This window comes from Rapidithrix thailandica (assembly GCF_039710355.1).
GTDB classification, from domain to species: Bacteria; Bacteroidota; Bacteroidia; order Cytophagales; family Flammeovirgaceae; genus Rapidithrix; species Rapidithrix thailandica.
Window position 1 is genome coordinate 154019 of sequence record NZ_JBDKWZ010000010.1, and the last position, 19752, is coordinate 173770.

Here is a 19752-nt window from a genome sequence, read left to right on the forward strand (position 1 = left end):
ATTAATGCCTTCATTCTCATAATCTAAATAGTAATCATGTATCAACGAATTTACCAAAATAAAAAAGTACTGATCACCGGAAATACCGGGTTTAAAGGTTCCTGGCTGTCCATTTGGCTATTGAGTTTGGGAGCGGATGTGTATGGGCTTTCCAACGGCATTCCTACAGAGCCTTCCATTTTTGAAAAGTTGAAGCTCGCTCAACATATTACACATTTTGATCAGGACGTACGCGATTTGGAAGGTGTAAAACGCATTATTTCGGAAGTAAAACCCGATTTTATTTTCCATTTGGCAGCCCAGCCCATTGTCAGTATTTCTTATCAAAATCCGGTGGACACTTTTTCTACCAATGTGATCGGCTCCTGTAATATTCTGGAGGCTCTCCGGGTGTCCCAACAGGCTTGTACGGTAGTAATGATTACCAGTGATAAGTGCTATGAAAATGTGGAATGGACTTGGGGATATAGAGAGAATGACCGGGTAGGAGGAAAAGATCCTTATAGTGCATCCAAAGGGGCTGCCGAAGTGGCTATCCGTTCATTTTACCACTCGTTCTTTAAAGCAGAAGACTCTCCGGTGAAGATGGTAACGGTACGTGCGGGTAATGTGATTGGCGGAGGCGACTGGGCTGCCAGCCGGATAGTACCGGATAGTGTGCAGGCTTGGGCCAAGGGGGAAGCGGTAGTGATCCGGAGTCCTCAGGCAACAAGACCTTGGCAACATGTATTGGAGCCATTGAGTGGGTATTTACGGGTAGGGCAACTATTGCATACCAACCGGAAGTTGAGTGGAGAGTCATTTAATTTCGGACCCAAAGCCGAACAGACCAAAACCGTATTGGAACTGCTTCAGGAGTTGAGTCTGTATTGGGAGTTTTCCTCCGAACAAGAGAAATTTCAAATTACCGAAAATACTTCGTATCACGAAGCCGGTTTGTTAAAACTGAACTGTGATAAAGCATTGCATACCTTGCAGTGGTTACCTACCTTGGATTTTGTGCAGACGGCTCAATTTACCTCCGAATGGTATTTCAACTTTTACAGGCATCCGGAAATTGACCTGATGGAATTTACCACAGAACAAATTAATACCTATTGTAACATTGCAAAAGAGTTGAAAATATCATGGGCACTCGATTGATAGAGGGAATACAAATTACCCCGTTAAAAGTGATTCCGGGGGAGCTGGGAGATATTTATCATGCATTCAAACGCTCCGATGAGGGGTTTGAAGGATTTGGAGAGGCTTATTTTTCAAATGTAAAAACGGGAACCATCAAAGGCTGGAAAAAACATAGCCGGATGATTTTGAACCTTGTAGTGCCCGTAGGTGCAATCAAGTTTGTCTTATTTGATGACCGGGAAGGTAGCCCTACTCAAGGCATGTATAATGAGTTTGTGCACTCGCTTGAAAACTACAACCGCTTGACCGTACCTCAAGGTGTTTGGATGGCATTTCAAGGAGTCGGTAACGGACAAAATATGTTGTTGAATATTGCCAGTATCCCTCACGATCCTCAGGAAAGCGAAAACCAACCTTTAGAAGCAATTCAATATGAGTGGTAAGCGACAAAAAGTGATCCTTACGGGAGGGCTGGGTTATGTGGGTGGCCGTATAGCCCGGCATTTAGCACAGACCGGTGAATTTGAAGTGTGGGTAACTTCTCGGAAAGTACCTGTTTCTTTGCCTGAATTCCCGTGCGCCATTCAACAAGTAAACTTAGCTGATCCTGTAGAACTCTCTGAGCTATTGCGTGGAGCAGATGCTGTTGTCCATTTGGCAGCGGTCAATGAAATTGTCAGCACACAAGATCCGCTGTATGCACAGGAAATCAATACCCGGCAGAGTTTACTTCTATTACAAGAAGCCGTGAAAGCACAGGTATCAAAGTTTGTATATTTTTCTACTATTCATGTGTATGGAAGGCCGTTGGAAGGGAAAATCACAGAAGAAAGGTTACCTATTCCTGTGCATCCTTATGCGATCAATCATAAAGGAGCTGAGGACTATGTAATAGCCGCCCTACTTAATCAACAAATAGAGGGCGCGGTATTCAGGCTTTCCAATTCCTTTGGGGCGCCCGTATGGCCTGAAGTTGATCGCTGGACCTTATTAGTCAATGATTTATGCCGTCAGGCTTTTACGCAAGGGAAATTAGTTCTGAAATCGGATGGAACACAATTGCGTGATTTTGTTACACTGACAGATGTTAGCAGGGCGGTAGAACATATGTTACAGGTTGATCAATTGGATGTGGCTGTTCCGGTCTTCAACTTAGGAGGTGAAAAGGCCCTGAGTGTTTTACAAATGACCGAATGGATTGCAAACCGTTTTTTTGCTTTGTTTGGCAAACATATTCCCATAGAGATAGGGGCATCCCAAGCTACTGTTGTAGAACAGAAAGGCTTGGCGTTTAGCATCGATAAATTGAAACGTACCGGATTTGTTTTGCAGAATAATATAGAACAGGAAATAGATGATATGCTGCTGTTCTGCAAACAACATTTTGAGAAGTAGCGAAAGTGTGCACGTCAATGACCTAATGACTCTTGAAAACCATGCGTCAAAAACCAAAAATATTTATTATCACCCCTGTAAAAAACGAAGCCTGGATTTTAGAGCGCTTTTTATCCGTGAGTTCTCATATTGCGGACTATGTCATCATCAACGATCAAAATTCCACGGATGGCAGCCAGGATATTTATGAAAAATATGAAAAAGTAGTGTTGTTAAAAAACGACACTTCTCAATATAATGAAGCTACCCGGCAGTTGGATATGATCAAAAAGGCCCGGGAAATTGAACCAGGTCGCAAAATCATTTTTGCACTGGATTCCGATGAAGTATTTGCGGCCAACAGCTTGCAACTGGCCGAATGGCAGAAAATCATAGAGGCGGAGCCTGGCACCGTTATTCATTTTGAAAAGCCGGAAGTCCTTCCCGGAGTGAACAAAGTGATTCGTTATGACAATACCTATCCGATCGGTTTTGTCGATGAGCATGGCCCGGAATCGGATTTCTATTATCTATTAAGAGGCTTTGCCAAGAAACAACATTTACTATTGGATCAAGGAGTTGATTATACCGTCTCTTCCATTGATGAAAATCCCCAGCTTCATTTACAGGATGTAAAAATATTGCATTATGCTTTTACCCGACCGAAAGCGATCAAATCCAAAATGCGCTTTTACAATGTGGTAGAATCTTCTATGTATGGCCATTCGCTTAAAACCACCCTGCGCAGACGGTATTTCTTTAAAGCTAATTATTACGAAGAGCAAGGGAATATTCAAGTCATGAACCCTGCCTGGGTGAATGCCTGGGAACAGAAAGGGATTGATATGACCAGCATTCCTCAACAAGAAGATTATTGGTGGGATTTTGAAATTCTGGAGTACTTTAAAAAACACGGTAGCCGCAAGTTCTGGTATGACAATATTTGGGATAAAGACTGGGGAACATTTTACCGGAAAAATAGAACGAGCGGTAAAATTTTAGAGAACCACTTGCGCATTGAAAAGCCCCCTTGGTATTTGAAGACTTCTTTAAACGCATTGGATAGGCTGTATGTGTTGGCCCTCAAAATGAGAGAGAAATTATCTTGAGACATTGAGTCAGGAAAATGATTGTTAAAGCCGGATTGGAGAATTTATAATAAAGGAAATATTTTGAAAATCGCATTCATTTCAAATCATCTTCCCCCTACTGTCGATGGAGTAGGAGATTATGTGTATCACTTGGGGCAGGAGTTTGTGCAAAATGGGCATGAAGTTTCTGTACTATGCAAAGCCTTGCCCGAAATTGAAGCGCATTTTCAACGTAATTCATCGGGAATTCAAGTTTATCCTATCGTAAAGAGTTGGGACTTTTCGGCAATTTCTACACTATTAAAAACTTTAAAAGAGATCCGGCCCGATTGGGTTTTGCTACAATATGTGCCGTATTCATTTAACTATTTTGGTGTCCCCTACTGGATGCTGGCTTTGATGGTAACCTTGAAATGGAAACGTTATAAGGTAGGAATTACTTTTCATGAAATAGCGATCAGGATTGCGTTTTCAAAACCCAAGTATCTTCCCATCAGTTTGAGCCAGCGTTTGATTGCTTATGGCATGTCCCTTTTGTCGGATGTCGATATTACCAGTGTGAATCGCTATATCCGTATGCTGCGCTTACCTTTCAAAACAGATGCCCGTAAAGTCCCTATCGGGAGCAATGTGTTTCCCGGGAAGGAAGAAAACACACCGAAGGGAATTGTTAATAAAGATTATTTTTTACTGTGTTCGTTTGGAAGTAACCCCAGAAAAAATGAACTTTTGCTTGGTGTTTTACAAGAGCTTATCCGGGAAGGGGTGCCTGCAAAATTATTGCTGTTAGGGAAGTTGAAACCGGAAGTAAAATCCAGGTTTGAAACCTTGGCGCAAGAAAAACAGGTAAGTGAATATTTGGAATTGACGGGGTATCTGCCCGGAGAGCAATTATTTGAAAAGCTACAAACTGCGGATGTATTTCTATTGATGGAAGACGTCAATAGCAAAGGGTGGGGAGGGATAAGTACTAAAAGTGGCTCGCTATCCGCTGCTTATCTGGCGGGCTTGCCCATTATCAGTACGAAAGGCGATATGACAGATTCCTTTTTTCAAGACCAACAAAATATACTATTGACCGGGACATGTGAGGTGCAAAAGGTGAAAGAACTGGTATTACAGTTGTATTTCAACCCGGAATTAAAAGAACGCTTGAGAAAAAATGCCAGAATGGGGTTTGAACAAAACCTTTCCTGGAGCAAAATTTACTTACGGTATAGAGAAGAGTTGGGCCTTGAGCTGACACAAGAGGAGGCCACAAAGCAACAAACTATACCGGTTACCACAAGAGTGTTTTCGAAATAGGTCAAACTTACTGATTAATTAGGAGCGTAACGTGTACAGTTTATATAAAACAGATTATCCGGCATACCGGTATATTATACTGGCTTTTTATGGCTGGATGCTTTTGGAAGGTATTTTAAGGAAATGGGTGGCGCCTTCCTTGGCAACTCCTTTGTTTTTTGTCAAATATATGATTATCTATCTGGGCTTGTTTCTGTTTTTGATCAGAAAAGAGCGCCTGTCAATAAAGAGTTATCCGTTTATAGGATTTGTCCTCTTTTTTATCTTCTATTGTGTCCTTCAGTTATTTAATTTTAAAGTGACCAGTAGCCCCTTTTTGGGGGTGATCGGTTTTGTCATCCATACCGGCTTTATCACATTGGTCTTTTTACTGCCTAAAGTGATTACGGAGAGAACACAGGTAGATCGTTTGCTTGATAAAATTCAATGGCTGGTGATTCCTATTTTTCTCTTGGGGGTCATACAATATTTTTCCCCGGCATCCAGCTTTCTGAATACCTATAGTGATAAAGACAGTGTGGCCGGAGTGGCCATGGTAGGAGGGCATGTACGGGTCACTACGATATTCTCCTATATAGCAGGGCATACTTCGTTTTTGAACTTTGTTATGTTATTACTTTTCTTTAAAGTACTCCAAATCGAAAAGCTTACCTGGAAAAATATTCTCTTATTGTTTACGGTGTTGCTAGGCGTGTTAAACGCTTTTATGTCAGGTTCCAGAGGGGTGGTATTCATTACCTTCGGGCAATATGCCTTGATTTTCTTTATCTATTCGATTACTCTGAACCGGCAACAGTTTGTCTCTTATACGTTCAAATCCATCGTGGCAATGATTGTATTGGCCGTGGGGATGCAGTTTACGGAACAGGGAAAAACCGCTATTAACTCGTTTATGGAAAGGTTTGAAAAAAACAATGACCTTTCCGGCAGGATTGCCGACTCCTTTGATCCTTTTAAATACGTGGATTATGCAGGGGTTGTAGGAATGCAAATCGGCAGTACGTATCAAGGCGCCTCACAGTTTCTGGATGAACGCTGGCGGATGCCTCCCTACTGGGAAGAAGAGTCCGAACGTCTGGTAATTGAGTTGGGAGTCTTGGGCTTCCTGGTCATTATGATTATGCGTTTGGCCATATTCTTTTATGGCATCCGAACGGTGATCCATATGGATGATAAGTGGTCGAAGCTTTTTGCCATCATCCTTACGGTACATCAGGTGCCTACGGTCATCATTATTAATCAAGTAACCTTTAATTGGGTGGAAAATATTACCTATTGGACGAGTGTAGGCCTTTTGGTATTTATCAATAATTTTCATAATCGCAGTCAACAGCATGAAGCAAGCACTAAAAAATATACTAGTCTCGCATCAGGGTAAGCAATATGTACATCAGCTTTGCTACGCCTTACAGAAAAAAGGACTGTTACAAGGGTTTATTACTTCCATCTGGTATAAGCCGGACAGCTTGCTTTTTCGCCTGGCCAGCCGGTTGCCAAAAGCATTTTATAACAAGCTGGTTCATAGTTTTAAAAAAAGATCTTTTGCTCCTTTGGACCTGTCGTTGATTTCCCAATACCCCTACTATGAATTTTTCAGGCAGTTGGCTGGCAATGTGTTGAAAGTCCGTGGTGAGCGGGGCGTGTTCTTTTGCGAAAGAAAACACGACAAATATGTAAGCCAACAGCTGGATAAGTACCGTCCGGATATATTTATCGGTTATGAAAAGTCGTCTCTTCTCTCTTTTAAAAAGGCAAAAACATTAGGGGCCGTTACAGTATTGGATCTTGCTCAGGTGCATTACGAATATATCCGGTATTTACGCGATCATTATGCGCCTTTTAAAGCCATTATTCACAGTGAAAAACTCTTTGATGCAATCAATACCGTCAAAGGAGCCGAATACAAGGAAGCGGATTATATTATGGCTTTGTCCTCTTTTGCCAAAGATACCTTGGTACAGCAGGGCATTCCCCAAGAAAAAGTGTATACGGTGAATTTAGGTTTTGATCCGGCAAGGTTCAAGTTAAAATCCCATTACAGAAAGGAAGGCGTATTTAAAATTCTTTTTGTAGGAACCATCACCAAACGCAAAGGAATCCAGGTCCTTCTGGAAGCATTTAAATCCTTGGATTTGCCCGGAGTGGAATTGACTATGGTAGGGCCAATGTATGACGGGCAGGACGTATTTGACCAATACAAAGGGATGTTTACCTATGTTCCCTTCTTACATCATGAGGAATTGGTGAAATATTATCAGGATGCCGATTTGTTCGTGTTTCCCTCTTTGTTGGATAGTTGGGCGATGACCGTATTGGAAGCTATGGCTTGCGGGACTCCGGTGATTGTTTCCGAAAATACCGGAGCCAAGGATGCCGTCAAAAAAGGAGGGGGGGAGATTCTACCGATTGACAACGTTCCGCTTTTAAAAGAAAAAATCACACATTTTTATCAAAATAGAAATGCTTTGGAAAGTCTTGGCAAAGAAGCCCACGAGATTGCCCAGGAATATTCCTGGGAACAGTATTATGCCCGTATTGCAGAAGTGATGGAGGAAATATGGGCCAAAAAACAGCGCAAAGTACAAATTGAAGCATAACTCCGGGAGAACGATCTTGAAAAAAGTACTGATTTTATACGAGTTTTTTACACCGGCTTTTAAGGGTGGGGGAATCATCCGCTCCTTGACGAATATAGTCCGGAATTTCCATAAGGAGTACGAGTTTTATGTACTCACGACCAATACCGATTTGGGAGAAAGTGGCCCCACGATTTTGGAAGATATTCAAAGTAATCAATGGTTGGACTTTGAAGGAGTGGCCAAGGTGAAATACCTTTCCAGAGATCAACTTACCTATTCCACATTTGATAAAGAAATTTCTCACATACAACCGGATACCGTCTATATCAATGGGATGTTTGATTTGGCCTTTTTGATTCAACCTTTACGGGTACTCAAGGCATCAAAGAGGAAGGTGAAGATTGTGGTGGCACCGAGAGGAATGTTGCAAAAAGGGGCTTTGGCACTGAAACCTTTGAAAAAGAAAGTCTATTTGTTTCTGTTCAAGGCTTTAGGTTTTCATAGAGGTTTGTATTGGCATGCCACAGATGAACAGGAAGTGTGGGATATTAAAAAAATGATGGGGAAGGGGGTGTCTGTGAGTTTGGCGAGTGTGTTGCCCGACTTACGGGAAAAATCTCCGAAAGGCTTGTCAAAAGTTGCTCGAAAACTCGATTTGGTAACCATTTCGGTGATTGCGGAGAAAAAAAATGTGGGACGTGTACTTTCCGAATTGGAAAAATTTATCCATTCCGATGTGCAAATTACTTATCATATCTACGGCCCTGTGAAAGACAAGGAGTATTGGGAGGGGTGTCAACATAAAATGAAGCGCTTCGAAGGAACCAACATTACAGTTGCCTATCAGGGAAACGTATCCCCGGAACAAGTGGCAAATACCTACCAGCAATATCATTTTATGATTTTGCCCACTTTTGGAGAAAATTTCGGACATGCCATTTTTGAAGCCTTGAATGCCGGAAGGCCGGTGATCATTAGTGATAAAACACCCTGGCGACAATTGACCCGACACCGGGCCGGCTGGGATTTGGCCATAGATCACAACGGGGCATTGCATGAAGTGTTAAATTCTTCATTGGAAATGCCTCAAGAACAGTACGATTTGTGGTGTGAAGGAGCCAGAGAAATGGCCCGTAAGTTTGTAGAAGACTCCCGTTTTTCAGATGAATACAAAGCTTTATTTGGCTAAGTGAGGGATATATGGAGCCATTTGAATAGAACCGCATCGGTAAAAAACGTATAGAAGCTTCACGGAAACCCTTTTTGATATGTCTTTGAAAGTTACTTTCTTTCAGCGAAAACCTTTTGAATTTCAGTTTAGCATTGAAACTCTTTTTCATGCATTAAGAAAAAGTCTGCCTGCTGATATTGAACAAAAAGTAAGCATCTCAAAGTACGAAAGTAAAGGTTTGTGGAAGCGCTTGTATAACGTATGGGAAGCTTCCCGGAAGCAGGGTGAAATTAACCATGTGACCGGAGATGTTAACTATTTGGCCATAGGCTTGAAGAAATATAAAACGATCTTGACTATTCACGACTGTGGGTTTATGCGACATCCTTCCGCATTAGCCCGTTGGTTATTGAAATGGTTTTGGTTAAAGTTGCCCGTACAGGCTTCGGAAATGGTGACAGTAATTTCCGAAACCACCAAAGCAGATCTATTAACTTATGTAAATTGTGACCCCGCTAAAATCCGGGTGATTCCCGATTTTATTTCGGAGGCTTTTCAACCGGCCCCAAAGCAATTCAATCAAAGCAAGCCGGTGATTTTACAAGTAGGGGTAAAGCCAAATAAGAATGTAGAGCGTTTAGTTGAGGCTTTACAGGGCATTGATTGTCATTTGGAAATTATCGGAAAGCCTTGGCCTAAGACTTTGGAAGCTTTGGAAAAAAAACAGATCAGTTACCATTGGCAGGCCAATCTTACCGAAGAAGAAGTAGTGGAGAAATACAAAGAATGTGATATGCTGGCATTTGTCTCTACTTTGGAAGGTTTCGGCATGCCCATCATCGAGGCCCATACCATAGAACGCCCGGTAGTCACCAGTAATCTCTCCTCCATGCCGGAAGTAGCAGGGGAGGCCGCTTGTTTGGTCGATCCTTATGATGTGTCTTCTATACGGCAAGGGGTTTTGAAAGTGATTGAAGAGGAAACTTACCGGACATCCCTGATCGAAAAAGGAAGAGAAAACCGGAAGCGTTTTGCGAAAGAAAAAATTGCAGAGCAGTATTATCAACTCTACCAAGAAATTTATGCAAACCACCGAAAGAATAAAGACCGACTTATCAAAGTTTAAAAACGATTGGTATTCTACGGGAGCCTCTTTGCCCAAGCAAGTTCTTTGGTATTTTACCAACATTGTGTTTTTTATCAACCCCCTGAATCCTTTGAGTTTTCTGAAGGTCCGTCTTCTTCGCTTATTCGGGGCAAAAATAGGGGAAGGTGTGGTGATCAAGCCTCAAGTAAATATCAAATATCCGTGGAAGCTGGAAATAGGAAATCATACCTGGATCGGCGAACATGTTTGGATAGATAATCTGGCTACGGTCCGGATCGGGAGTCATGCTACTTTATCTCAAGGGGCCATGCTTCTTACAGGAAGTCATAATTACAAAAAAGTAGCCTTTGACTTGATTGTTGGAGATATTATCATTGAAGAAGGAGCTTGGGTAGGCGCGAAGGCAGTGGTCTGTCCGGGCGTTACTTGCCACTCCCATGCAGTCTTGTCGGTAAGTTCCGTTGCTACAAAAGACCTGGAAGCGTATCAGATTTACCAAGGGAATCCTGCAGTAAAAAAGCGTGAAAGGACAATAGATAATTGAGGTTTACCAAACTTCTTTGAAAGAACGGTGGCGCATTGTTCAATCCTTCAATCCCTCAACCTTCAATCCTTCAACCTTTTTAATTATGGCACTTTCAAACTCTCAATCGCCATTTCCCTGTGTTTGGCCCATGTTTTTTCCCAGGATTGCTGCCCTTTAGACGTCAGTAAACCTTTTAAAGGAAAGAGAATCATATGTTCGTAATATTCTATCAGGTCTTGTTGGCCACGCCAAGGTAGCACCCCGTTTACCAGTGCTTCAATATGATGATCAAAAAGTTGAGCCAGCAAAAGAGGTTTGAGTTGTGACTGAACGTAGCCGGCTTGCAGTAATTCGTTGAGTGCAGGGACAGTACAATGTTCTATGAAATGCGCTTTGAGTTGAGTAAATTCATTGAAGGAGCGAGGGTACTGTCTTTTTAAGTCCAGAATCACAATGGCAGAGTGCCGGTTGAGTACTGAAAAAATATAGGCATACATCTTCAATATACGCTCCATCGGATCGGCATTTTTCGAAGCGATGCGGTCTAAATCTTCTTGTAAACGACCATAATATCCCTTCAGGCTTTCGTGAAACAACTCTCTTTTGCCTGGAAAATACTGGTACAATGTGCGTTTGGAAATACCAAGGCCGAAGCAAACGTCATCCATGGTGACGCGCTTCGGGCCATAGCACAAAAGTAATTTTTGGGCATGAGCTAGGATTTTTTCCTCCATAGTCAATGATTTATTTATAAAATCTACCATGTTACTTTTGAAAGTTTAGGAGATTCATTTGATCCCCCAAACTTTAATTTTTAAGAAGGAGTTTAAGCCAATTCTAATTCCTTTTCAGCTTCTGCTATTTCGGATTCTCCTTCGTGTATTTCATAATCCTCTAATGGATATTCTTTCTTCTTGTCTAAGCCCAGTTTCTCCATGATTCGCTCAAAGATGTAGTAAATCAATGGAACCACTACCAAGGTCAGGAACATGGAACTGATCAAACCACCGATCAATACCCAAGCCAATCCGTTTTTCCATTCAGCCCCCGCACCGCTGGCCAAGGCAATTGGCAACATACCAAACACCATTGCCAAAGTAGTCATCAAAATCGGACGAAATCGAGCATGTGTGGCTTGTACTAATGCTTTTTTTACATCCATTCCTCTACGAACCAAAGCGTTGGTAAAGTCTACTACTAATATCGCATTTTTTGCGACCAATCCAATCAGCATGATCATACCCAGAATGGAAAAGATATTGAGTGAAGATTTGGTCAGGGCCAAGGCGAATAAAGCGCCAATGATAGCCAAAGGTACTGAGAACATTACCACTAACGGGTGAATGTAGCTGTCGTACAAACCGACCATGATCAAATAGACCAGGAACAAGGAAGCCAAAAGGGCAACTCCCAAAGTACCAAAGGATTCTTCTTGCTGCTCCAATTCCCCTCCGTATTGCACATTTACTTCATCAGGGAGGTTCATCTGAGAAATTTTCTCCTGGATGTCAGCACCTACGGATCCGGTAGGGCGGCCGATTACTTGCGATTGAACACTCAAAGAGGTAATCCGGTTAAACCGTTCCAATTTGGAAGGCGCTTCACTTTCCACAATGTCAGCAAACTGCTTTAACTTCACCAGTTCGTTACGATTGTTGGTAAACGTCAATTCCTCGATATCCGAAGTATTTCTACGGTCAAACTGATCCAGCTGGATGTTGATATCATATTCTTCGGTTTTCCCCCGGAATTTGGTTTCATCTCTTCCATTAAAAGCCGTTCTAAGGTTGGCGCCTACAATATCCATGGTCAAACCTAATTGAGCCATTTTCTCCCGGTTGACAATTAATTGAATTTCCGGGTTTCCTTCCTGTATGGACGTTTCAATTTCTGCTGTTCCGGAAATATTTTCTAAAGCATCCATGATAGAGTCAGCCACTGGCCAGAGTGTTTCCAGGTTCGGGGCTGTCAGGATCACTTCGATTGGTGCTTTGTCAGCCGTACCTACAATACTTACGTTAGCTGGGGTAACTTCTACTCCCGGAATGCTTTCTTCCAACTCTTTTTTGAGTTGACGGGTAAAGGCTTCCGTTCCGAAACTTCGCTCTTCTTTTGCCACTAACTTTACATTGACTTCTGACAGGTAGGCGGTGTTTTGTCCTTCCTGAGCGCTGGATTCCGTACCGATGGTGGTAAACACACTGACAATCTCCGGGTAGTTCATCAGGTGTTGTTCTACTTGTTTGGTTGCGAAACTGGTTTGCTCAATGGTTGCATTTTTATCTAATTCTAATTTTAAGATAAATTCTCCACGGTCACCGCCAGAAATAAATTCACTTCCGATATAACCCATTGGCACCAAGGCAAAACTTAACACTGTCAGAGCAGTGGACAATCCCAATACGATGAATTTGTGGTTAAAAGACCATTGCAACAAGCCAGTAATGGCCTTAGAAAAACCGTTGATCAGTCCTTCAAACTTGTATATAAACCAACCGAAAGCAGATTTCTTATTGATATGCTCCAGTTTGGAAAAACGTGAGGATAGCAAAGGAATCAGGGTAAAAGCGACAAACAAACTCAACATTGTAGAGGTTGCTACCACAATGGAAAACTGGCGTAAGATATCCGAAACCAAACCGGTAGTCATGGCAATCGGTAAGAATACAACCACAATTACCAGGGTGATAGAAGTAACCGTGGCACCGATTTCCCGCACTCCGTCATAGGCTGCCTGTACCCGGTTTTTACCCATCTCCAAGTGCCGGTAGATATTTTCAATGACTACGATAGCATCATCCACCAAGATTCCAATGACCAATGACATTCCTAACAGGGTCATCAAGTTGAGGCTGAAGTTGAACATTGACATTACAATGAAGGTAGCCACTAAAGAAGCCGGTACGGAAATCATGACAATGATTGCATTCCGGATACTGTGCAAGAACAACAACATGATAACGGATACCAATACAATGGCAATCACCAAATCGTGTACAACGGCATCTACAGAGTCCATGGTGTAAGTAGAGGAGTCTTGCGCTACGTTAAAGGCAAGGCTTTCCTTTTTATATATGTCCTCCAACTCTTTAAGTTTTGCCCGTACTAATTCACTTACCTCTACCGCGTTGGCGTCCGATTGCTTCTGGATGGTCAAACCAATTGCATTTTGCATATTTACCCGGCTCATTACTTCGGTTTCCTTTTGCATATCGCGCACTTCTGCCACGTCTTTCAAGAAAATTTTCGAGCCATCGGCATCACTGGTAATCACCAGATTTTCCAGGGCAGAAACCGAAGAGAATTTACCCGCCAAACGAATTAACTGTTGGCCTTTTTCATTTTTGATTTTTCCCGTTGGAAAGTCCAGGTTGGAGCTTTCTACTGCCTGAGCAACATGCATTACGGACAAGTTGTATGCATTTAATTTATCTCGGTTAATCAAAATATTGATTTCTCTTTCATCACCTCCCAACATTCTTACTCTTGCAACTCCGGGAACTTGCCCGAGTACGGGTTTGATTCTTTTATCTACCAATTCGTAAAATTCCGTAGGAGACATAGAAGCAAAAGCTCCGATCCGGATAATAGGCAAATCATCGATACTTACCTTACTGAGTGATGGCGGATCGGCATCGTCCGGCAAATCTTTTACAATCGCATCTACTTTCCGTTGAGCATCTTGTAATGCCATGTCGGCATCCTGGCCATACACCAGTTCGATCATTACCAATGAAAAACTCTCTTGTGAGGTAGAGGTAACCTTTTTGATCCCTTCCATGGACGAAACGGCATCCTCAACTTCTTTGGTAATGGACATCTCTACCTCTTCAGGAGCTGCCCCGGGATAGAAGGTAGCAATGGTAATGGTGGAGGAGGTAAACTTTGGCAACAGCTCATAATTGAGCGTAGTGAAACTAAAGATCCCTCCTGCAATCAGGATCGAAAAGATCACTACCACAATAGTGGAGCGTTGTATGGATAATTTTGTGATTTTCATTTTTGCGTTTTATTTCAATCGAAAAATCAAGTTGTCAAATGCTGAAAGGAAATGCTTATAGCGTTACCTTTTTTACCGGAGTACCTTCCTTCAGGTTAATTTGCCCGGAAAGCACCACTTGGTCTTGTTCGCTTAAGCCACTGATGATTTCTACCTGGCCCTCAAAGGATGCACCGATTACTACAGGCTTTTCAAAAGCTTTTCCCTCTTTTACTACAAACACTGTTGGCTTTTTGACACTCCCCACAATGGCTTGGCGTGGCAGGGTATGGATGGCCCGGTTGCTTTGAGGAATGAAGCGGGCTTCTACAAACATTCCGCCTTTCAACGAAGAAGTATTTTTGACTGCCACTTCAATGTTGTAGTTCAATGACTTATCGGCTTTGGCCGCTACTGATTTTACAGTCCCTTCTAAGGTTTTTTCAGGGAATAATTTAGAGTGAATCAATACCTTTTGCCCATTGGCAATGTAGAGAATGTCCCGTTCAGGCACTTTCACATTTAAGTACAATAAATCCGTATTCACCAAGTCATATAATTCTTGACCGGGAGATACATAAGAACCCTTTTCAAAGTAATCTTCATTCAAAATTCCATTGGCCGGGGCTTTGATGAAGGTATCGTTGTAGGCCTTTTTGGAGGAGATTAATTGCGCTTGTGCATTTTTATGGGCTAGACGCGCTTCTTCCAATTGTCTTTGGGTGATGGCCTCCGTTTCGATCAGTTTTTCAAAGCGTTGCAAGTCCCGGGTTGCTTTTTCGAAGTTGGCTTCTGCCACCAGCAAATTGGCTTTGAGTCTTTCGTTATCCACGGTTGCCAATAATTGCCCTTGGCGTATCTTTTCTCCTTTGCGCTTGCGCTTTTGAGTGATCTTCCCTTGTGCTTCGGCTACAATTTGAATTTCTAAAGAGGGTTCGAAAGTCCCTGTCGTCAGGATGGGCCGCAAGGAACTGTCCACCTGTAAGTGGATCAGTTCCACTGGAATGGCCTCACTGGTAATGTCGGCAAGTTTTGCTTCTTCCTGAATTTCTTTTTTGTTATTTTGTAAGGTAAAAGCAACTAAAGCAATAGCTCCAAGTACGAATATGGAAATGGCTACTTTTTTCATTGTTGTACAGCGTTGAAAATTTGAGTTATTTAATTAATTGGTTGAGCTCACCTTTTGCTTTCATTAAATTCAGCTCGGCAAGTTTATACTTGAGTAATTCCGTATTGAGGTTGATTTTGGCCTCTCGTAATGAGGTTTCGGCATTGAGCAAGTCAGTCAGAGGTGAAATTCCTTCCTTGTATAAATCCTGAGTTTGGTTATATACTTTAAAGGCCAGTTCTATATTTTCTTCCTGGGCTTGAACGGATTTCATACTGTTTTGCAGTTGTGCAATGGCATTTTGCTGGTCGGTACGGATGGCATTAGAGAGGTAGCGCTTGTCTTCCTCTACCTTCAGCAAGTCCAGTTGGTTTTGTTGTACCTGGGTACGCTTTCGCATGCCATCGAAGATGGGAATGTTTAACCGGAAACCGATGGTAAACATGTCAAACCATTCCCGGTTGGTATCGAAAAAGTTAAATTGATCCCGTTGCGCTTGGTAGTTAAATTGTGCAAAAGCGGAAAGGGTGGGCAGGTATCCGGCTCTGATGTTTTTCTGGTTGAGTGTATAAAGCTCTTGTTGCATGTTCAGTAGCTTCATGCCGGTGATGTTCTGAATGGATGCCGTATCTGCTGAGATACTACCCAAGGAGGAAGAGCTTACTTCCGGAGCTTTGATTTCCAAGGGTTCTTCTACGGACATTCCCATCAGCAACTTCAAATAGTTCTTCTGATTGGTAATGTTGGAATTCAAAGAAGTTAACTGTGTATTGATATTGGTGATGGAAACAGCCACCCGGTTTACCTCAATTTCATTGACCAAATCTTGTTCTTTCTGTGCAATCAGAATTTTTTTCAGCTTGACTAATTCATCCAGGTTGCTTTGTAGTACGGCTTGTTGCTCTTGCAATTGAAATAATTGATAATAAGATTGAGCCACGTTCAACACTACATCTTCTTCGGTTTTTATTTCCTGTAAAGCGTAGAGTCTTTCTGAAGCCTTGGCTGCTTTGAGTCCCACAAAGAAAGACCCATCGTAGATCAACTGTTCCGCTTTTATGCCTGCCGTAGCATTGTATTTTGTCCCGAACTGTACCGGTATCATTGTGCCCGGTTGTTGTACGAGTTCACCGGGTAATAACTGGGTGGGCAGGGCAGGGTTGATATCCAGGTTTACATAGGCATTTACCTGAGTCAAGCCGTTACTTCGCACTTCTTTGGTGTATTGAGAAGCTTGCCTGGACTCAAATGCTTTTTTCCGGATTTCTACACTATTTTCTACGGCATACTGTAAGCATTCTTTGAGCGTAAAATGCTTTGTTTCCTCTTGGGCATTAACCCGGAAAGGGGAGAGTAGCCATAAGGACAGTGTGAACATGAGAAGTTGCTTTTTCATCACAATGATTTTTTGACAAAATTGTTTTTAAACTAATTAATTACTTATGTTATTAGTGTTTGGTTCGGTATTTTAAGAACTAAATGAGTTGAAAAAAAAGCACTTTGATCTTTTGATATGGATGCCTGTGCTCATCTTCCCGGTTTATTGTATGTAAATGATGGCTTGTTTACTTTTTCAAAAGTTGTATACTAGATGTATGTAATTGTTCCATAAGGTTCACCAAATCAATAAGGTGTTTATTGAATTCATGAGTTTCTTCAGGTCGTTGTTCTATTACTTCACTCAAAAGCTCGTTCAGCTTTTTTTGTCTTTTTAATTTTTTTAGCAAGAAATCTCTCCACGCCCGTACCTCTAATCGGTAATATCGTTTTCGGGCTAGTAGTTTATGTCCGTAGGACAACATACCTGCTTGAAGCAAAATATTGATGGCATGGTTTGTAGAGCTTTTACTAAGTTGTAATTGTTCTTGAATTTCATCTATCGTCATTTCTCTACAAGGACTTACCAACAGTAAAGCGACAATGCCTGCGATTGCCGGAGAAGTATTGTCTTGTTCCAGTACGGTGACAATTCTTTCTACTAATTGAAGTTGCTGTTCATTGAGTTGATAATTCATTTATATCTGCAAATTTATATAATAACTTTTTAGTTCTGTTATTAAAGAACTAAAAAAGTAAAAAAAATTAACTTTCACTTAACAATCGAATCATCTCCTGTGTGACTTTGTCCATATGATTTGCTATTTCTAGAATTTTTTGATTGAATTCGGGGGTTTTCTGAGTTCTTTGTTTGGCCACCTCTCTTAAAATGCTGTGAAATTCCAAACGCTTTTGCATAAGCTTTTTGTAGATCATTTGCCATTCAAAGATCCTTAAACGGAAATAACGCTTTCGTTCACCGATCCGATGGTGGTATTCAATTAATTCCACTTGCAATAGCATGTTAATGGCATTACTGGTGGCACTTTTACTGAGCAGTAAGGTTTCCCGGATGTCGTCAAAGGTCAATTCAGGGTCATCACTTACAAATAGTAAAGCTAACACACGGGCTACGGCAGGTTGTACATGGTCTTCTTGCTCCAGCCATGCACTGATGCGTTCTATTAACTTTACTTGTTGCTCTCTTAATGTTAATGCCATATCTTTGTAATCCTTTTGGAAGCAAATTTATAAATTACTTTTTAGTTCTGCAAAAAAAGAACTAAAATCCTTTCTCTTTTTAACGCCTTCTTTCCTCGTTTTGGTTTTTTTTTTATGTAAAAAGCTTTTTCTCCGGAAAATTTCATTGCTTTTCCTTTTGTACAATCGATTGTTATCTCTACTGAATCCATTAATTTTAAGCAAACACAAAGCAATTATAAGCTTATACTATTCACCTAATGGAAAAAATTTAAAGTTCAATGAAAAAAATAACTACCTATCTGGTGCTTGCATTGGTTTATTGCAGCGCCTGGGGACAAGCCCCCGAAATCATTCCGGCTCCGGCTTCCGTGATGCCCATGGATGGGGAATTTCAATTGCATAAAAAGGCAGCTATCTATTCTTCAAATGCATTGAAGCCGCTCGCAGAAAAGTTGATTGCGGAAATAAAAGATCAGGGGATCTCTTTGACTCATTCTTCAAAACAATTTTCAGGAACTGGCATTCATTTACGCTTGGACCCAGACCGGAAAGATTGGGGTAAAGAAGCATATCAATTGACTATCAGTCCACAAAAAATAGAAATCATCGCCAGAGACGAAGCCGGCCTATTTTATGGAGGACAATCTTTATTACAATTGGTTAAAGTACAGGAAGGGCAAAAGCATATAAAATTAGCCTGTATGAAAATTGGAGACCAACCCCGAATGGCTTGGAGGGGGCTTATGCTGGATGAATCCCGTCATTTCTTTGGGAAGGAGAAGGTAAAGCAACTGTTAGATTGGATGGCTTATTACAAGATGAATCGTTTCCATTGGCATTTAACAGATGAACCCGGTTGGAGAATTGAAATTAAAAAGTACCCTAAATTGACTGAAATAGGGGGGAAGGGCAATTGGCATGACCCTAATGCAACGGCTCGCTATTATACACAGGATGAAATCCGGGAGATTGTGGCCTATGCGGCCGAAAGGCATATTGAAATCATTCCCGAAATTGATATGCCCGGGCATGCAACGGCTGCTAACCTGGCTTATCCCGAGTTTTCCGGAGGAGGAAGTAAAGACTATCCCGACTTCACTTTCCATCCCGGGAAAGAGGCTACTTACCAGTATTTAACCGATATTTTGAGAGAAGTGGCAGAGTTGTTCCCTTCTTCCTGGATTCATTTAGGAGGAGATGAGGTGCATTTTGGAAACAAACAATGGGCTTCAGACGTCCGTGTTCAGGCTTTGATGGAAAGAGAGGGGTACACGAGTTTGAGAGAAGTGGAGTTTTATTTTATTAACCGTATGGCTGACTCAGTGAAACAATTGGGGAAAAAAGTGATTGGCTGGGATGAGGTGATTGAGGCAAACCTGCCTACTCAAAATACCTTGGTGATGTGGTGGAGACATAACCTACCGGCACAGCTGGACCGGGCAATTCACCACAACTATCAGGTAGTTCTTTGCCCGAGAATCCCTTTGTATTTTGACTTTGTTCAACACGATTCTCATCAATACGGGAGGCGTTGGAACGGCTTTAGTGAATTGTCAGGAGCTTATGGTTATCCGGACAATACCCATCAACTGAACGATAAACAAATGGAGCAAGTGGTGGGTATACAGGCAAATGTGTGGTCGGAGCGGATTGCCGATCCGAAACGGTTGGATTTTATGACCTTCCCACGGATCTGTGCGGTGGCGGAGGCCGCCTGGACACCGGCTTCCCAAAAAAATTATGAAAGTTTTATTCTCCGCCTCAAAACCATGTTGCCACAGATGGACCAAGATAATGTGTATTATTTTAATCCCTTTGATATTAACGCTCATCCGGAGCCCAAAGGAGTAGAAAAAGCAAAGTAGA

Annotated in this window: 17 protein-coding genes; 11 read left to right on the forward strand and 6 right to left on the reverse strand. The window is 41.8% G+C overall.

The genetic code is table 11. The features are described 5' to 3' along the window. Nucleotides 1-36: 36 nt before the first annotated feature. From rfbG to AAG747_RS17845, 10 genes are all read left to right on the forward strand, one after another. Nucleotides 37-1143 (forward strand): CDP-glucose 4,6-dehydratase, encoded by a 1107-nt coding sequence (gene rfbG / locus AAG747_RS17800; RefSeq protein WP_346822561.1) that lies wholly within the window; start codon nucleotides 37-39, stop codon nucleotides 1141-1143. Further along, nucleotides 1128-1568 carry a dTDP-4-dehydrorhamnose 3,5-epimerase gene (locus AAG747_RS17805; RefSeq protein WP_346822562.1) on the forward strand — a complete coding sequence of 147 codons (441 nt, stop codon included), beginning with the start codon at nucleotides 1128-1130 and terminating at the stop codon, nucleotides 1566-1568. The genes rfbG and AAG747_RS17805 overlap by 16 nt, the downstream gene beginning before the upstream one ends. Further along, nucleotides 1558-2520 carry an NAD-dependent epimerase/dehydratase family protein gene (locus AAG747_RS17810; protein WP_346822563.1) on the forward strand — a complete coding sequence of 321 codons (963 nt, stop codon included), beginning with the start codon at nucleotides 1558-1560 and terminating at the stop codon, nucleotides 2518-2520. The genes AAG747_RS17805 and AAG747_RS17810 overlap by 11 nt, the downstream gene beginning before the upstream one ends. Nucleotides 2521-2561: 41 nt before the next feature. Beyond that, nucleotides 2562-3608: a glycosyltransferase family protein gene (locus tag AAG747_RS17815; protein WP_346822564.1), complete on the forward strand. Its 1047-nt coding sequence runs from the start codon at nucleotides 2562-2564 to the stop codon at nucleotides 3606-3608. A 63-nt stretch (nucleotides 3609-3671) separates the two neighbouring features. Next, the gene (locus tag AAG747_RS17820) at nucleotides 3672-4895 is read left to right on the forward strand and encodes a glycosyltransferase family 4 protein (RefSeq protein WP_346822565.1); all 1224 of its coding nucleotides are present in this window, start codon (nucleotides 3672-3674) and stop codon (nucleotides 4893-4895) included. Nucleotides 4896-4926: 31 nt separating this feature from the next. Further along, entirely contained in the window at nucleotides 4927-6273 is a 1347-nt protein-coding gene (locus AAG747_RS17825; protein WP_346822566.1) for a hypothetical protein, read from the forward strand. Continuing rightward, nucleotides 6230-7492: a glycosyltransferase family 4 protein gene (locus AAG747_RS17830; RefSeq protein ID WP_346822567.1), complete on the forward strand. Its 1263-nt coding sequence runs from the start codon at nucleotides 6230-6232 to the stop codon at nucleotides 7490-7492. The genes AAG747_RS17825 and AAG747_RS17830 overlap by 44 nt, the downstream gene beginning before the upstream one ends. A gap of 16 nt (nucleotides 7493-7508) precedes the next feature. Further along, entirely contained in the window at nucleotides 7509-8663 is a 1155-nt protein-coding gene (locus tag AAG747_RS17835) for a glycosyltransferase (RefSeq protein WP_346822568.1), read from the forward strand. A 79-nt stretch (nucleotides 8664-8742) separates the two neighbouring features. Beyond that, the gene (locus tag AAG747_RS17840) at nucleotides 8743-9771 is read left to right on the forward strand and encodes a glycosyltransferase family 4 protein (RefSeq protein WP_346822569.1); all 1029 of its coding nucleotides are present in this window, start codon (nucleotides 8743-8745) and stop codon (nucleotides 9769-9771) included. Next, on the forward strand, nucleotides 9728-10297 hold the full coding sequence (locus AAG747_RS17845) for a putative colanic acid biosynthesis acetyltransferase (protein WP_346822570.1): 570 nt from the start codon (nucleotides 9728-9730) through the stop codon (nucleotides 10295-10297). The genes AAG747_RS17840 and AAG747_RS17845 overlap by 44 nt, the downstream gene beginning before the upstream one ends. 83 nt (nucleotides 10298-10380) lie before the next feature. On the opposite strand, the gene AAG747_RS17850 is transcribed toward AAG747_RS17845, so the two are convergent. The 6 genes from AAG747_RS17850 to AAG747_RS17875 form a co-directional block, all read right to left on the reverse strand. Further along, the gene (locus tag AAG747_RS17850) at nucleotides 10381-11043 is read right to left on the reverse strand and encodes a TetR/AcrR family transcriptional regulator (RefSeq protein WP_346822571.1); all 663 of its coding nucleotides are present in this window, start codon (nucleotides 11041-11043) and stop codon (nucleotides 10381-10383) included. 62 nt (nucleotides 11044-11105) lie between these two features. After that, a complete protein-coding gene (locus AAG747_RS17855) occupies nucleotides 11106-14279 on the reverse strand; it encodes an efflux RND transporter permease subunit (RefSeq protein WP_346822572.1) in 3174 nt (1057 codons plus the stop codon). A gap of 55 nt (nucleotides 14280-14334) precedes the next feature. Further along, nucleotides 14335-15387 carry an efflux RND transporter periplasmic adaptor subunit gene (locus tag AAG747_RS17860; RefSeq protein WP_346822573.1) on the reverse strand — a complete coding sequence of 351 codons (1053 nt, stop codon included), beginning with the start codon at nucleotides 15385-15387 and terminating at the stop codon, nucleotides 14335-14337. A gap of 25 nt (nucleotides 15388-15412) precedes the next feature. After that, on the reverse strand, nucleotides 15413-16762 hold the full coding sequence (locus tag AAG747_RS17865; RefSeq protein WP_346822574.1) for a TolC family protein: 1350 nt from the start codon (nucleotides 16760-16762) through the stop codon (nucleotides 15413-15415). A 169-nt stretch (nucleotides 16763-16931) separates the two neighbouring features. Continuing rightward, on the reverse strand, nucleotides 16932-17381 hold the full coding sequence (locus AAG747_RS17870; protein ID WP_346822575.1) for a GbsR/MarR family transcriptional regulator: 450 nt from the start codon (nucleotides 17379-17381) through the stop codon (nucleotides 16932-16934). Between the two features lie 67 nt (nucleotides 17382-17448). Next, nucleotides 17449-17904, reverse strand: a complete 456-nt coding sequence (locus AAG747_RS17875; protein ID WP_346822576.1) for a GbsR/MarR family transcriptional regulator — start codon at nucleotides 17902-17904, stop codon at nucleotides 17449-17451. Between the two features lie 260 nt (nucleotides 17905-18164). Here AAG747_RS17875 and AAG747_RS17880 point away from each other — a divergent pair, with 260 nt between their 5' ends. Further along, on the forward strand, nucleotides 18165-19751 hold the full coding sequence (locus AAG747_RS17880) for a beta-N-acetylhexosaminidase (protein WP_346822577.1): 1587 nt from the start codon (nucleotides 18165-18167) through the stop codon (nucleotides 19749-19751). Nucleotide 19752: the final 1 nt, after the last annotated feature.

What these genes read in the sequence shown, in the direction of transcription:
- rfbG (WP_346822561.1), top strand. Translation starts at nt 37, where the DNA reads ATGTATCAACGAATTTACCAAAATAAAAAAGTACTGATCACCGGAAAT.
- AAG747_RS17815 (WP_346822564.1), top strand. Translation starts at nt 2,562, where the DNA reads ATGCGTCAAAAACCAAAAATATTTATTATCACCCCTGTAAAAAACGAA.
- AAG747_RS17865 (WP_346822574.1), bottom strand. Translation starts at nt 16,762, where the DNA reads ATGAAAAAGCAACTTCTCATGTTCACACTGTCCTTATGGCTACTCTCC.
- AAG747_RS17845 (WP_346822570.1), top strand. Translation starts at nt 9,728, where the DNA reads ATGCAAACCACCGAAAGAATAAAGACCGACTTATCAAAGTTTAAAAAC.
- AAG747_RS17840 (WP_346822569.1), top strand. Translation starts at nt 8,743, where the DNA reads ATGTCTTTGAAAGTTACTTTCTTTCAGCGAAAACCTTTTGAATTTCAG.
- AAG747_RS17870 (WP_346822575.1), bottom strand. Translation starts at nt 17,381, where the DNA reads ATGAATTATCAACTCAATGAACAGCAACTTCAATTAGTAGAAAGAATT.
- AAG747_RS17810 (WP_346822563.1), top strand. Translation starts at nt 1,558, where the DNA reads ATGAGTGGTAAGCGACAAAAAGTGATCCTTACGGGAGGGCTGGGTTAT.
- AAG747_RS17875 (WP_346822576.1), bottom strand. Translation starts at nt 17,904, where the DNA reads ATGGCATTAACATTAAGAGAGCAACAAGTAAAGTTAATAGAACGCATC.
- AAG747_RS17850 (WP_346822571.1), bottom strand. Translation starts at nt 11,043, where the DNA reads ATGGTAGATTTTATAAATAAATCATTGACTATGGAGGAAAAAATCCTA.
- AAG747_RS17855 (WP_346822572.1), bottom strand. Translation starts at nt 14,279, where the DNA reads ATGAAAATCACAAAATTATCCATACAACGCTCCACTATTGTGGTAGTG.
- AAG747_RS17805 (WP_346822562.1), top strand. Translation starts at nt 1,128, where the DNA reads ATGGGCACTCGATTGATAGAGGGAATACAAATTACCCCGTTAAAAGTG.
- AAG747_RS17880 (WP_346822577.1), top strand. Translation starts at nt 18,165, where the DNA reads ATGAAAAAAATAACTACCTATCTGGTGCTTGCATTGGTTTATTGCAGC.
- AAG747_RS17830 (WP_346822567.1), top strand. Translation starts at nt 6,230, where the DNA reads ATGAAGCAAGCACTAAAAAATATACTAGTCTCGCATCAGGGTAAGCAA.
- AAG747_RS17860 (WP_346822573.1), bottom strand. Translation starts at nt 15,387, where the DNA reads ATGAAAAAAGTAGCCATTTCCATATTCGTACTTGGAGCTATTGCTTTA.